The sequence below is a fragment of the Streptococcus sp. Marseille-Q6379 genome (assembly GCF_965119505.1).
On sequence record NZ_CBCPLV010000001.1, the window covers coordinates 1,115,367 to 1,130,207 of the forward strand.

A 14,841-nucleotide genomic window follows, 5' to 3' on the forward strand; every position below is an offset into this window, starting at 1 on the left:
ACATGATTATGAACCATTTGGCTACTTATACAGTATGTTACTGCAAAGTTCTAACTAATAATCGCCAATTTTTAGAGAGAAACTTACTTTCCAATAATAGTTTTAGCCTCTATCAAACACTCAATGAGATGACACAAAAAAGAGTTGGTTTCCCAACTCTTATCATTCTAATAGACTTATTTATCAGTAAGTGCAGCCAATCCTGGAAGTTCTTTACCTTCAAGAAGTTCCATAGAAGCACCACCACCAGTAGAGATCCATGAGAATTTATCTGCACGACCAAGGTTGATAGCTGCGGCAGCTGAATCACCACCACCGATGATTGATTTAACGCCTGGTTGTTTCACGATAGCGTCCATCACACCGATTGTACCAGCTTGGAAGTCAGGGTTTTCAAATACACCCATAGGTCCGTTCCATACAACTGTTTTCGCACCAGTCAAGGCTTTATCGAATTCAGCAATTGATTTAGGACCGATATCCAAACCAAGGAAACCTGGGTCTACTGCTTCACCTTCAGTGTCTTTCACTTCAGTGTAGTCAGCAAATGCATTAGCTTCTTTTGAGTCAACTGGCAAGATCAATTTACCATTTGATTTTTCAAGAAGAGCTTTAGCAACATCAAGTTTATCTTCTTCTACAAGTGAGTTACCGATTTCGATACCTTGTGCTTTGTAGAACGTGTAAGTCATACCACCACCGATAAGAACTTTATCAGCTTTTGCAAGAAGGTTTTCGATAACACCAATCTTATCAGATACTTTAGAACCACCAAGGATAGCTACGAATGGACGTTCTGGAGTTTCAACTGCTTCTTTGATGTAAGCAATTTCATTTTCAAGAAGGAAACCAGCAACAGCTTTGTCAACATTTGCTGAGATACCAACGTTAGATGCGTGTGCACGGTGAGCTGTACCGAATGCATCGTTTACGAAGATACCATCTCCAAGTGATGCCCAGTATTTACCAAGTTCAGAATCGTTTTTAGATTCTTTCTTGCCATCAACATCTTCAAAACGAGTGTTTTCAACCAAGAGAACTTGTCCATCTTCAAGAGCGTTAACAGCTGCTTCCAATTCTGCACCACGTGTAACGCCTGGGATAAATTTAACGTCTTGACCCAATTTCGCAGCCAAGTCAGCGGCTACAGGAGCAAGTGATTTTCCTTCCTTATCAGCTTCTTCTTTTACACGTCCAAGGTGAGAGAAGAGGATTGCACGTCCGCCTTGTTCAAGAATGTACTTGATAGTTGGAAGAGCAGCAGTGATACGGTTATCGTTAGTGATCACGCCATCTTTTACAGGTACGTTGAAGTCAACACGAACGAGAACTTTTTTCCCTTTCAAGTCAACATCTTTAACAGTCAATTTAGCCATTTGATCAGACTCCTTAATTTTTTAATACGTTTTCATTATATCACAAAATGCATAAAAGAGATAGCAAAATCAGAAGGATTTCTGGCTTATTGCCAGTATAAAACATTTAGCATATAATCGAAATAGAAAGGTAGAAAAGCTATGAAAAAACAACTAAACAATAGGCAGCAACAAGCTGACTATGATCTAAATGTAATCCTCATTCTTACCCTTGTCCATCTTCTCCTTTTTCTTACTTTTAAACCAACTCTTTTTTCCTACACTAACCAAACCTCAGTACCACTATGGCTTCGATTAATCTTATTAGCCAGTTGTCAATTTGCCATTGCAGGCTTGGGAACCAGCACTGTTATGCTTTATCGTAAAGAATCTTTCAGATACTTTAGATTAATCACAAAAAATCTAGTTCCTACCCTTTTTCAATCTCTTCTTATAGCCTTACCACTTATCATATTGAAAGTAGTTACTCACCAGATTCATTCCTATCTACCTCTTCAATCAATACAATTAACAAAAGAAGTAATGATACAATCATTTCCTAGTAATATCCTAGCATACCTATTCATCTGTCTTATTTGGGGATTCTGGGAAGGATTTAACTATGTAGTCATCGCTGAAAAGATACGCATACGTTTTCCATCTTCTTACTCTTGGTTAGATAGTGGAGCAATAACTTGTTCGATTTTTTGCCTTCTTATCCATGGAATCATTGGTGTTGATATCTATACCTTATTTGAAGCACTTACCGTTTTTATACTAATTTATGGTATGCTAGCCATTCAAAAACACAATAAAAACTCCTGGGGTTGTGTCATGCTCTTTCTACTTATTTGGAATGCCTTCTAGCTTATTCATAAATCACAATACTACTGAGATTATAACAGCCAATTTATACGGCTGTTTTATTATTTTGAGAAATAAAAAAAGAGCCGAAGCTCTTCTTTTTATACAATTGAATTATTTAGCGATTTTCGCGAAGTATTCAAGAGTACGTACAAGTTGTGAAGTGTATGACATTTCGTTGTCGTACCAAGAAACAACTTTAACCAATTGTTTACCATCAACAGTTTGTACTTTAGTTTGAGTTGCATCAAACAATGAACCGTAAGAAATACCTACGATATCTGAAGATACGATTGGATCTTCAGTGTAACCGAATGATTCGTTTGAAGCTGCTTTCATAGCCGCGTTCACTTCATCAACAGTAACGTCTTTTTCAAGAACTGCTACCAATTCAGTAACTGATCCAGTTGGAACTGGAACACGTTGTGCAGCTCCGTCAAGTTTACCGTTCAATTCTGGGATAACCAAACCGATAGCTTTAGCAGCACCAGTTGAGTTAGGAACGATGTTTGCAGCACCAGCACGTGCACGACGAAGGTCACCACCACGGTGTGGTCCGTCAAGGATCATTTGGTCACCAGTGTAAGCGTGGATAGTAGTCATCAAACCTTGTTTAACACCGAAGTTATCTTGCAATGCTTTAGCCATTGGAGCCAAGCAGTTTGTAGTACATGAAGCACCTGAGATAACTGTTTCAGTACCGTCAAGGATGTCGTGGTTAGTGTTAAATACGATTGTTTTAACATCGTTTCCACCAGGAGCAGTGATAACAACTTTCTTAGCTCCACCTTCGTGCAAGTGTTTTTCAGCAGCATCTTTCTTAGCAAAGAAACCAGTTGCTTCAAGAACGATTTCTACACCGTCGTTAGCCCAGTCAATTTGTTCTGGGTCACGTTCAGCAGAAACTTTAACGAATTTACCGTTAACTTCAAATCCACCATCTTTAACTTCAACAGTACCGTCGAAACGACCTTGAGTTGTGTCGTATTTCAACAAGTGTGCAAGCATAACTGGATCTGTAAGGTCATTGATGCGTGTAACTTCAACACCTTCTACGTTTTGGATACGACGGAAAGCAAGACGACCGATACGACCGAAACCGTTAATACCAACTTTAACTACCATTAGTGATTTCCTCCTTATGAAAATCAAATAAATATAATTTTGAGAGCAAGCTCTCCCTATTGTGAAAAGATTAACTTGAGCGCTTTCAACTCAACCTTTCAACAGTCATATTATATAATTTTTTTCAAAAAATTGCAAATAGAAAAAGGCACTTACTTTCATAAGTACCTTAACTTTATAAGTTCTAATTAAGCTTCACCAGAATTTTTCTTGATGATTTCTTCTTGAACTGATTTAGGAACATCTTCATAGTGGTCAAATACCATCATGAATGTACCACGTCCTTGTGTTGCAGAACGAAGTGTTGTTGCATAACCGAACATTTCAGCAAGTGGAACATATGCACGAACAATTTGGCTGTTACCATGTGCTTCCATACCATCAACACGTCCACGACGAGCTGTAACGTGACCCATAACATCACCAAGGTTTTCTTCAGGAACAGTGATTGTTACAAGCATCATTGGTTCAAGGATAGTTGGTTGTGCAGTCTTAGCAGCTTCTTTAAGTGCAAGAGACGCAGCAATCTTGAAGGCAGTTTCAGATGAGTCGACATCGTGGTATGAACCATCGTAAAGTTTAGCTTTGATATCAACCATTGGGTATCCAGCAAGGACACCGTTAGCCATAGATTCTTCCAATCCTTTTTCTACTGCAGGGATGAATTCACGTGGAACCACACCACCGACGATAGCATTTTCGAATTCGAAACCTTTACCTTCTTCATTTGGAGTAAATTCAATCCAAACATCACCAAACTGACCTTTACCACCAGATTGACGTTTGAAGAATCCACGTGCTTGTGTAGCTGCACGGAATGTTTCACGGTATGATACTTGTGGAGCACCTACGTTTGCTTCAACTTTGTGTTCACGTTTCAAACGGTCAACAAGGACATCAAGGTGAAGTTCACCCATACCAGAGATAACTGTTTCACCAGTTTCAGGGTTAGTTTCAACACGGAATGTTGGATCTTCTTCAGCAAGTTTTTGAAGACCGATACCCATCTTATCTTGGTCAGCTTTAGTCTTAGGCTCAACCATCAATTGGATAACTGGTTCTGGAACTTCGATTGACTCAAGAATAACTTTAGCTTTTTCATCAGTCAATGAGTCACCAGTTGTAGTATCTTTCAAACCGATAGCAGCAGCGATATCACCGGCGTATACTTGTTCAATTTCTTGACGGCTGTTAGCGTGCATTTGAAGGATACGTCCGATACGTTCACGTTTACCTTTAGATGTGTTCATTACGTATGAACCTGATTGAAGGATACCTGAGTAAACACGGATAAATGTCAAACGACCTACAAATGGGTCAGTCATGATCTTGAAGGCAAGAGCTGCAAATGGCTCATCATCAGATGCTGGACGAGTTTCTTCTTCGTCTGTATCTGGGTTGATACCTTTGATTGCAGGGATATCAAGTGGGCTTGGAAGGTAATCGATAACCGCATCAAGCATCAATTGAACACCTTTGTTCTTGAAGGCAGAACCACAAAGAACTGGGAAGAATTCAACATTGATTGTTGCACGACGGATAGCTGCTTTCAATTCCTCGTTAGTGATTTCTTCACCTTCAAGGTATTTCATCATCAAATCTTCGTCAGTTTCAGCAACTGCTTCGATCAATTTTTCACGGTATTCGTTTGCTTGATCAACGTAATCAGCTGGAATATCTTCTTCAAGAATATCTGTACCAAGGTCATTAGTATAGATTTCAGCTTTCATTTTAATCAAGTCAATGATACCACGGAAATCATCTTCAGCACCGATTGGCAATTGGATTGGGTGTGCGTTTGCTTGAAGACGATCGTGAAGTGTGCTTACTGAGTAAAGGAAGTCTGCACCGATTTTATCCATTTTGTTGGCAAATACGATACGTGGAACACCATACTCAGTTGCTTGACGCCAAACTGTTTCAGTTTGAGGTTCTACACCTGATTGTGAGTCAAGAACGGTTACGGCACCATCCAATACACGGAGTGAACGTTGTACTTCGATTGTGAAGTCCACGTGTCCTGGTGTATCGATGATGTTAACGCGGTGACCATCCCATTGTGCTGTTGTAGCGGCAGATGTGATTGTGATACCACGTTCTTGTTCTTGCTCCATCCAGTCCATTTGTGATGCACCTTCGTGAGTTTCACCGATTTTGTGGATTTTACCAGTGTAGTAAAGGATACGCTCTGTTGTAGTTGTTTTACCGGCATCGACGTGGGCCATGATACCGATATTACGAGTTTTTGCAAGTGAAAATTCGCGTGCCATTAGGTTTATTCTCCTATAAATATTTTAGTTTACTTATTTATTATAACATTATTGTCAAAAAACGGATAGGCAGGACCTACCCGTTTTTCACTAATATTTAACTGGTTTTCAAATGATAGGAATGATATTATTTGAATTCAGAGTCAGCCCATTACAAATCCATAATCTTAGCTTATGAATATATGACTGTAATTCAGCTTGAATCTTATGATTACCAGCGGAAGTGTGCAAAGGCACGGTTTGCTTCAGCCATTTTGTGAGTATCTTCACGTTTCTTAACTGATGCACCAGTGTTGTTTGCAGCATCCATGATTTCTTTTGCAAGACGATCTTTCATAGTGTGTTCACCACGCGCACGTGATGCGTTAACCAACCAACGAAGACCAAGAGTTGTACGACGTTCTGGACGAACTTCAACTGGGACTTGGTAGTTTGAACCACCGACACGACGTGCACGTACTTCAAGTACAGGCATGATGTTGTCCATAGCTGTTTCAAATACTTCAAGAGCATCGTTTCCAGTTGCTTCTTTAATTTGCTCGAAAGCATCGTATACGATTGTTGCAGCAGTACCACGTTTACCGTCTAGCATTACACGGTTGATAAGACGTGTAACGATTTTTGAATTGTACAATGGATCTGCCAATACTTCGCGTTTAGGCGCTCTATTTTTACGACTCATTTTATCTTATCTCCCTTCTTATCCTTTAGGACGTTTAGCACCGTATTTAGAACGGCTTTGTTTACGATCAGCTACACCTGCAGTATCAAGTGCACCACGGACGATGTGGTAACGTACCCCTGGAAGGTCTTTTACACGTCCACCACGGATAAGAACAACGCTGTGTTCTTGGAGGTTGTGTCCGATACCTGGGATGTAAGCAGTAACTTCGATAAGGTTGCTCAAACGTACACGAGCGAATTTACGAAGGGCTGAGTTAGGTTTCTTAGGTGTCATTGTTCCAACACGTGTTGCAACACCACGTTTTTGTGGTGAAGATACGTTAGTTTGAACTTTTTTGTGGCTGTTGTAACCAACGTTCAAAGCTGGCGATTTAGATTTAACAACTTTTGATTGACGTGGTTTACGAACCAATTGGTTAATTGTAGGCATCTACATTCTCCTGTGTTTTTTATTTTTGGTTGATATGGCACTTGGTGACAGCCCATATCTGTGTGTACTTTTGCAACTTATGTCAGCACGTCTCTGTACACTTTTGAGAGACCAAAAGTAAAAAGTACCGTCTAGTATAATATCATTTTTCGATGGTTATTGTCAACAGTTTCTTGTTAAAAAGAAAAATTCCTAATCATCAAATTAGGAATAATATCGTAGATTAATTACTTGTCAAAAATATTACCGACTTCAACTTCTACCTTCTGTGCTTTTACATCAATGTCAGAAACCGTAAGTAATGATTTATATTCATGGATATCACGATCGCCTTTGGCATTTTCTGCGAATACAGCTACACCTACTAACTCACTATCAAATTCTGAAAGCAAGCTAATCATACCCGTAATGGTACCACCACCTTTAAGAAAATCGTCAACAATAAGAACGCGGCTATTGGGTTTCAAACTACGTTTTGAAAGGAACATCTTTTCAATACGGTCACTTGAACCACTAACGTAGTTTACCGATACAGTTGAACCTTCTGTAATTTTTAAGTCACGGCGAACAATAACAAACGGAATGTTCAAGACATCTGCTACTGCATTTGCTAAAGGAACTCCTTTAGTTGCTACAGTCATAACGGCATCAATTTTTTGTCCCTTAAAGGCACTAGCAATGATACGACCAACATTTTTCAAAATAGATGGTGTACTCAATAAATCAGATAGGTAGAGATAACCACCTGGTAAGATACGATCACTCTCTGAAAGACGTTTACAAAGATCTTCAACCAGACTTCTTGCATCTTCATCAGAAATCGTTGGTGTAAACATAACACCGCCAGATGCACCAGTTACTGTTTCGATTTCTCCTATTTGACTTTCCTCAAAAGCTTTTTTAATGATAGCAACATCTTCTGAGATTGAAGACTTAGCAGCTTCATATCGCTCTGCAAAAGTATTGAGACTTGTCAATTGATAGGGATTATTAATTAGGTAGTTTGAAATCACTACCATGCGTTCACTTCGTTTTAATTTCATATGTTACCTATATTTTCTGTACTTTTTAACTATTATACCATAATACAGCAAAAAACGAACATTTTCATATAAAATGCTCGCTTAATTTCGATTTTAATCAAATTTTGGCTTGTAGAAGGAACGATTATCCATAGCAAAGAGACGATTTGTCATTTCTCCTGGTCCTACTAGGTTAAGAGCTGTCGTCATCATCATCATACTGGCATCAAGATTATCAATCATATGAATAATTTCTGCTTCCATAATACGCGGGCGAACTGGGCTACCATACTCCAGTTGTCCGTGGTGGCTGAGAATAACATGACGCAAAACAACGACATCCTCACGCGTATCGTCAATATTAAGTTCCACAAGGACCTTGGTAATTTCTTCATCAATCAAGGCAATATGACCAATTAAGTTCCCACGAACCGTATACTCAGTGTTTTCAGGACCAGTAAGTTCAATAACCTTAGCTAAATCATGAAGCATAATCCCTGCAAAAAGTAGACTCTTATTGAGCTCTGGATAAATATCTCCAATGCTGTCCGCTAGGCGAACCATAGTAGCCGTATGATAGGCTAGTCCACTTTCAAAAGCATGGTGATTTGTTTTAGCAGCCGGAAAAGTGAAAAACTCTTTATTATACTTTCGATAAAGAGCACGAACAACACGCTGCCAAGTTGCTTCCTCAATCTTGAAAATCATTTGCTCTAGGTATTCGCGTACTTCAGAAGGATTTACTGGTGGTTTCTCTTTGAAATCAGCTGGATCATTTGGCTCACCAAATGTAGGCAAGCGTAAGGTTATTTGGTTTACCTGAGGAGTATTATTATAAACTTCTCGACGCCCCTCCATATGCACTACTTTACCTGCGGTAAATTCTTCGACATTATAAGGCTGAGCATCCCACAGGTTTCCTGAAATCTCTCCAGTATCATCCTGAAAAGTAAAGGCAATATAATCCTTTCCTGCTCTTGTCTTACGTACCTCTGCACGCTTAATCAGATAAAAACCTTCAAAATACTCGTCTTTTTTCATTTGATTAATCTTCATGCTTGTCCTCGTTTTCTAATCGTGGTAAATCTAACAAACTTTGTGTTGCACTGTCTTGATAGGTTTCAATTGTATCAAGAGCTCTAACAATTGCCCTACTCCTTGTGTTGAGAAGACTATCGACTGTTTTACTTGCTGTATTCAATTGTCTCTGAGCTTTAGCTAACATGTCTCCAAACTTGCTAAATTCTAGTTTGACATTGCCTAAAACCTTACTAATATCATCTGCATTCTTTTGAATATTCAAAGTTCTAAATCCTACGGACAATGAATTCAAGAGTGCTGATAAAGTTGACGGCCCTGCGATAACAATATTCTCCTCGCGACGAAGGGAGTCAAAGAAAGCTGCTTGGCGTACTACCTCAGCATAAAGTCCTTCCGTCGGTAAAAATAATATACCAAAATTTGTGGTTTCAGGTGGGTTAAGATACTTCTTGTTAATATCCTTGGCAAATCGCTTAATACTAGTCAAAAGAGACTTACGGTGATTCTCAATTTCCTCTTTATTACCAGACTCATAAGCATCTTCCAGACGATAGTAATCTTCCAAAGGAAACTTAGAATCAATGGGAAGATAGATATATTCGTCTTTATGGTTTCCTGGCATTTTGATTGCATATTCAACTCGTTCACTTGAACCTGATACCGTTGAAAATTCTCGTTCGTACTGGTTAACAGTCAATATGTCTTCAATAATTTGTCCTAATTGAAGCTCTCCCAGAATACCTCGTGTTTTTGTATTTGAAAGGACCTTGTTAAGACTTCCAACATCCTTGGCTACATTTTTCATTTCCCCCAAGCTCTGGTTAACTGACTCTAACTGTCTTGAAACTGTCTCAAAAGAGGCTTGTAAACGTGTTTGTAGGGTTTGCTCAAGTTTCTCTTCAACTGTCTGACGCATTTGTTCCAAACGTTTCTCATTGGAATCCTGCATATCTTTAACAGCTTTGGTTAAGCTTTGGTTTATTTGCTCAAGACGTTGGTCAGAACGGTCTCGATTATCAGACAATTTTTGATGTAAAACTTCTCGGATATCTGTCAACTGTTGATATAGTTCCATCTGCAATTGGTTCAATTGCTTTGTCGTTTCCAGTTGGTTTGTCTTAGCAAAACTTTCCAATTGAAACGAAATTTGATCTGAAAGATTATCTGCATTTTCTTCCAAACCCTTATTAATCTGTTCTTTTAACTCCATATTTCTCAAGAAAAGAACAATAAGAATCCCAAAACTTAATAAAGTTAAAAGTGTAAGTAGATAGATCATACTAACTCCTATCTTTAGTCTGGATGACAATCACATATCCATTTGGCACAAGCACTTGAATTGGACCATCAACGAACTCATTGCTAGAATAGATTTTCTTTTGGAAATAATTCATACTAGTTAATTCGTATTTTGCTCCCAAAATCGTCAGTTCTCCATCACCTTCATGTAAAAAAGAAACATATGTCATTCCGGGTTCTGGTAAAACTTTATGACTTCCTTCTGAATAATAAGTAATCTTATTTTGCTTATCTCGCAAACAGATATTCCTCATAAAAGGAACTAAATCAGGATCGCTGACCAAAAATAGATTTGATAACATATGATCAATTCTGCCACCAAAAGCACCGAAAATAGTTACTTCTGCCTCAGGATATAATTGAAATATAATTTTTAGGGCTAACTCTGTATCCGTGTCATCCTTTTCAGCTGGAGCAAGCCTACAATCTTTGGCAGCTGATTGAATCATCTCTAACTCTGACCGTGATACTGAATCAAAGTCTCCGACAGCCAAATCAAGAGGCAAACCTAACTCCAACAAACGTAAGCACGCGCGATCCACCCCAACAAAATAATCAAAATCGGTAGTGAACCACTCTAGCTCACCACCGACAAATAAAGCTATTTTAGGCATCGATAGCATCACGAAGCGTTTGAACTTGGGCTGTCAAATCAGGATTTTTGAAGAGGTAAGAGCCCGCTACAAAAACATTAGCCCCCGCCTTGGCACATGCTGCAATGGTGTTGTTATCTACACCACCATCAACTTCAATATCGAATGAATAGCCACCTTTTTCGCGAAGCTCCACAACACGCTCTACTTTAGACATCATTTCTGGAATGAACGCCTGACCACCAAAACCTGGATTTACAGTCATAATAAGTACTTGATCCACTAAATCAAGTACAGGAATAAGTGCCTCGACTGGGGTTCCAGGATTAATCACAACACCTGCTTTCATACCAGCAGCTTTGATTTTCTGGAGGGCACCATGGATATGTTTAGTGGCTTCAACATGAATAGTCATGATATCTGCACCAGCTTGTGCATAGGCATCCACATAACGTTCAGGATCAACAACCATAAGGTGGCAATCAAAAACCAACTTGCTATGTTTACGCATGCTAGCGACCACATCTGCTCCCCAACTGATATTAGGGACAAATTGACCATCCATAATATCAATGTGAACATATTCCGCACCTGATGCATCAATACGAACTAGTTCTGAAGCAAAATTAGCATAGTCAGCAGCTAGGATAGACGGAGCAATTTTATAAGACATGAGAGACCTACTTTCTTTTTACAGTTTTTTTATATGTTTCACGACGGTTTTCAATTTCACTTAAAAATTGAAGGTAATTATCATAACGGACTTGCCATATTTGGCCATCTTCAACCTCATCCTTAACAGCACAAGAAGGCTCATGGGTATGAGTACAAGAACGGAATTTACAGCCATGACTAGCTTGACGGATTTCTGGAAAAGCTTCACTCAAGTCCTCGGCATTATCCACTTCATAATCTAGAGAAGAGAATCCTGGTGTATCAGCAATCTTCCCTCCATGAACATCATAAAGACTTACAGCCCTTGTAGTATGACGTCCACGACCTAAACTGTCTGAAATCTCACCTGTTTCTAAATGTAACTGCGGAGCAATACGGTTCAACAAGGTTGATTTTCCAACACCTGTCTGTCCCATAAAAACTGTTATTTTATTAGTCAAGAGCGGTAATAGTTCTTCCAAACTGAAGACAAAATCAAAACCAATTTTTTTATACTGTTTTTGAATGGCCTTCATTTCTGAATCATCTTCAACCAAATCCATCTTAGAAATATAAATTACAGGTTTTATATTTTTATGCTCTAGTAAAACCAAAAAACGGTCCAGAAGATTACTATTGAAATCCGGTTCCTTAGCAGACATAATGACCACAGCCTGATCTATATTGACAATGGGTGGGCGCACTAAACTATTGATTCGTTGACCAATTTTAAGGATATAACCTTCTGAATTTTCCTCTGCTGAAAATTCGACAAAATCCCCAACGTAAGGTGTTTGTCCTTTTTTTCTAAAATTTCCTCGCGCACGCGTCTGGTATACAACACCATCATGCTCTACATAATAGAAACCTGCCAGTGCTTTGATAATTCTTCCTTGCAAGTGAACTCCTCAATCGTTTAATAGCCCTATTATACCACAAAACAACACGCTTTTCTGATCCAAAACAAACCACATTTCCATTTCCTTAAGCTCCTTGCATTTTTAGTAATTTGCAGTATAATAATCCTATCACTGCGGAGGTGGTGGAATGGCAGACACGCATGCTTCAGGCGCATGTGCTTTTTCAAGCGTGAGGGTTCAAATCCCTTTCTCCGCATAGCTAAAAATCCCACTGAATTTCAGTGGGATTTTTGAATTATAGACCTGCTTCACTCAAAGCATCTGATAAGTGTGCAAAATCAGAAATAGATAGAGCCTCTCCACGAATAGAGGGTTTTATATCAGCAATTTCCAAAGCCTGCTCAAGTTTGGTTTTCACTTCTTCAGATTTACCAAAATGATTTGTTAAATTATTCCACAATGTCTTACGACGATGGACAAAGCTAGCCTTAGCCACTCGGAAAAGGAAATCCTCATCTTTAACTTCAACCAACGGTTGTTCACGGCGCGTCATCTTCAAAATTGCTGAGTCAACATTCGGGGCTGGTACAAAGACTGTACGAGGGACAACAAATGCCACTTTAGCGGTCATATAATACTGTACAGCAATTGATAGAGAACCATAAGCCTTGCTATTAGGCTCTGCAGAAATGCGGTCAGCAACCTCTTTTTGCATCATAACAACAAATTCTGCAAAAGGAATCTTACTCTCAATCAAATGCATCAAGATTGGCGTCGTAATATAATATGGCAAATTGGCGACTACCTTAATTGGTAGTTCTGGATTTTTAAACTCTTTGACACGTGTCTGTAAATCCGCCTTGAGAACATCTTCATTAATTACGTTAACATTTTCATGATCACGTAATGTATCCTCTAAAATTGGAACCAACCGATCATCAATTTCAAAAGCCATAACTTCCGCAGCATTTTCAGCTAAGAATTCTGTTAATGCTCCGATACCAGGTCCAATTTCGATTACATTGACATTTTTATCGATCTCTGCCGTATCAACAATTTTTTGTAAAATATTTGTATCTGTTAAGAAGTTCTGTCCAAAAGACTTCTTAAAGGTAAAGCCATGGCGTTCAAGGACAGCCTTGGTCACGCTATAATCTGCAATTCTCATTTATTCTCTTTTCTTATTATTTTCACGATTTTTATATTTGGACACAAAACAGGTCCAAACCCTTAATTATCCCAACCTCAATAATAAGCTACTTAGTAGCGATTTGATGTTAAAATCACTGGTAATCTAGTAATTTGACATAGCCTCTTCTAGCTCCTCTAATGTGATTCCAAACAATTCCAAACGCTTTAAAAGCTGCTTTCCATTGCAATAACCAATACGAAGCACCTCGCCCAAATATTCTCGACGCTTTCGACTATCTGCTCCCATTAGTAGCCCTAACTTCATAAGATTTGATTTACTAATATCAAACTGATTATCATCATCGTAACTACCTAAAACTCCAGATAAGGCCTTTTGAAGATCCTCAAAACTCGCATGCTCAACACCCAATGAACGACCTTTAGTCTTAGATTTTGGTGTTGCTTCCTCACGGTTTAAAAAAGCATGCTTTGCTGTCGGAACAGCTTCCATAATGATTTTACGGATACGCTCACCATTATAGTCTGGATCAGTAAAAACAATCACTCCGCGTAAGTCATTAAGCTTATCGATACGCCCTAAGTCATCCTCATTAATAGCGGATCCTCTAGTCTCATAGGTATCCACCTCATAAAAACGTCTCAAATTTGCCGTATCATCCTTACCTTCTACAACGATGACTTCTTGAATCTTTATTTTATTCATCCAGACCAAAAATCCTCATCGCATTGTCATAAGTAGCCCTAGCCACTTCTTCACTCGTTAAACCACGAAGCTCAGCAATCTTGTCTACTACGTAACGTGTATAGCCTGTACGATTCTCACGACCACGTTTGGGAACAGGTGCCAAATACGGTGCATCCGTTTCAACCAGAATCTTATCTAAAGGTAATTTCTGAGCAGCTTCTTGGACATCCAAAGCCTTCTTAAAAGTTACAACACCTGAAAATGAAATCATCATTCCAAGATCAACAAATTTTTGAGCCATTTCTAGGGATCCTGAGTATGAGTGCATAATCCCCCCACGAGGACCAACACCAACTTCTTTAATAACAGCGTAAGTATCCTCAAGTGCATCACGTGTATGGACAACAAAAGGTAAATTGTGTTCCTTTGACAAAAATATTTGACGCTTAAAGACATCAATCTGAGTTTCTTTAGGATCCTCCATCCAATAATAATCCAAACCGATTTCCCCAAGTGCCACTACTTTCGGATTATCTAATTGTGATACAATCATATCCTCAATTTCCTGAGAATAGGACCCCGCTTCCGTAGGATGCCATCCAATCGTACTATATAATTGATCATATCTCTCTGATAGTGCTAAAGATTTATTTATTGTTGGTTTATCAAAACCAACAATATTTATTTTAACAACACCTAGTTCAGCTGCAAAATCTATTTCTTCTTGTTCTTTTCCTGCAAAATTATCCACATTAAGATGGGTATGCGTATCAAAAATCTTCATCACTTGCTTTTTTATATTTCCTC

Annotated in this window: 15 protein-coding genes and 1 tRNA gene; 2 read left to right on the forward strand and 14 right to left on the reverse strand. The window is 38.8% G+C overall.

The window, feature by feature from the left end; genetic code table 11:
* Window positions 1–176 precede the first annotated feature (176 nt).
* Complete coding sequence (locus tag ACWPVZ_RS05540) at window positions 177–1,376, reverse strand: phosphoglycerate kinase (protein WP_151404775.1); 1,200 nt, start codon at window positions 1,374–1,376, stop codon at window positions 177–179.
* Window positions 1,377–1,517: 141 nt separating this feature from the next.
* Between ACWPVZ_RS05540 and ACWPVZ_RS05545 the strand changes: the two genes are divergently transcribed.
* Entirely contained in the window at window positions 1,518–2,222 is a 705-nt protein-coding gene (locus ACWPVZ_RS05545; RefSeq protein ID WP_454381284.1) for a hypothetical protein, read from the forward strand.
* A 111-nt stretch (window positions 2,223–2,333) separates the two neighbouring features.
* Here ACWPVZ_RS05545 and gap read toward each other — a convergent pair whose 3' ends face one another.
* From gap to rsgA, 10 genes are all read right to left on the reverse strand, one after another.
* Entirely contained in the window at window positions 2,334–3,344 is a 1,011-nt protein-coding gene (gene gap / locus ACWPVZ_RS05550) for a type I glyceraldehyde-3-phosphate dehydrogenase (RefSeq protein WP_002884461.1), read from the reverse strand.
* A gap of 188 nt (window positions 3,345–3,532) precedes the next feature.
* On the reverse strand, window positions 3,533–5,614 hold the full coding sequence (gene fusA, locus ACWPVZ_RS05555) for an elongation factor G (RefSeq protein ID WP_002891917.1): 2,082 nt from the start codon (window positions 5,612–5,614) through the stop codon (window positions 3,533–3,535).
* 211 nt (window positions 5,615–5,825) lie between these two features.
* Entirely contained in the window at window positions 5,826–6,296 is a 471-nt protein-coding gene (gene rpsG / locus ACWPVZ_RS05560; RefSeq protein ID WP_002884746.1) for a 30S ribosomal protein S7, read from the reverse strand.
* An 18-nt stretch (window positions 6,297–6,314) separates the two neighbouring features.
* Window positions 6,315–6,728, reverse strand: a complete 414-nt coding sequence (rpsL, locus tag ACWPVZ_RS05565; protein WP_002884809.1) for a 30S ribosomal protein S12 — start codon at window positions 6,726–6,728, stop codon at window positions 6,315–6,317.
* Window positions 6,729–6,955: 227 nt separating this feature from the next.
* Window positions 6,956–7,771 (reverse strand): pur operon repressor, encoded by an 816-nt coding sequence (purR, locus tag ACWPVZ_RS05570; RefSeq protein ID WP_002891918.1) that lies wholly within the window; start codon window positions 7,769–7,771, stop codon window positions 6,956–6,958.
* Window positions 7,772–7,864: 93 nt separating this feature from the next.
* Entirely contained in the window at window positions 7,865–8,806 is a 942-nt protein-coding gene (locus ACWPVZ_RS05575) for a 3'-5' exoribonuclease YhaM family protein (RefSeq protein ID WP_002891919.1), read from the reverse strand.
* Window positions 8,796–10,070, reverse strand: a complete 1,275-nt coding sequence (rmuC, locus tag ACWPVZ_RS05580) for a DNA recombination protein RmuC (protein WP_414341167.1) — start codon at window positions 10,068–10,070, stop codon at window positions 8,796–8,798. The genes ACWPVZ_RS05575 and rmuC overlap by 11 nt, the downstream gene beginning before the upstream one ends.
* 1 nt (window position 10,071) lies before the next feature.
* Window positions 10,072–10,704, reverse strand: a complete 633-nt coding sequence (locus tag ACWPVZ_RS05585; RefSeq protein ID WP_201036119.1) for a thiamine diphosphokinase — start codon at window positions 10,702–10,704, stop codon at window positions 10,072–10,074.
* Window positions 10,697–11,356: a ribulose-phosphate 3-epimerase gene (rpe, locus tag ACWPVZ_RS05590; RefSeq protein ID WP_002891923.1), complete on the reverse strand. Its 660-nt coding sequence runs from the start codon at window positions 11,354–11,356 to the stop codon at window positions 10,697–10,699. Before rpe ends, ACWPVZ_RS05585 begins: the two co-directional genes overlap by 8 nt.
* 7 nt (window positions 11,357–11,363) lie before the next feature.
* Entirely contained in the window at window positions 11,364–12,236 is an 873-nt protein-coding gene (gene rsgA, locus ACWPVZ_RS05595; RefSeq protein ID WP_107372382.1) for a ribosome small subunit-dependent GTPase A, read from the reverse strand.
* Window positions 12,237–12,370: 134 nt separating this feature from the next.
* Between rsgA and ACWPVZ_RS05600 the strand changes: the two genes are divergently transcribed.
* Window positions 12,371–12,453 (forward strand) — tRNA-Leu (locus tag ACWPVZ_RS05600).
* Window positions 12,454–12,492: 39 nt separating this feature from the next.
* Here ACWPVZ_RS05600 and rsmA read toward each other — a convergent pair.
* The 3 genes from rsmA to ACWPVZ_RS05615 form a co-directional block, all read right to left on the reverse strand.
* Window positions 12,493–13,365 (reverse strand): 16S rRNA (adenine(1518)-N(6)/adenine(1519)-N(6))-dimethyltransferase RsmA, encoded by an 873-nt coding sequence (gene rsmA, locus ACWPVZ_RS05605; RefSeq protein ID WP_049546081.1) that lies wholly within the window; start codon window positions 13,363–13,365, stop codon window positions 12,493–12,495.
* A 126-nt stretch (window positions 13,366–13,491) separates the two neighbouring features.
* Complete coding sequence (rnmV, locus tag ACWPVZ_RS05610) at window positions 13,492–14,052, reverse strand: ribonuclease M5 (protein ID WP_414341166.1); 561 nt, start codon at window positions 14,050–14,052, stop codon at window positions 13,492–13,494.
* Window positions 14,045–14,821, reverse strand: a complete 777-nt coding sequence (locus ACWPVZ_RS05615; protein ID WP_454381292.1) for a TatD family hydrolase — start codon at window positions 14,819–14,821, stop codon at window positions 14,045–14,047. Before ACWPVZ_RS05615 ends, rnmV begins: the two co-directional genes overlap by 8 nt.
* Window positions 14,822–14,841 lie beyond the last annotated feature (20 nt).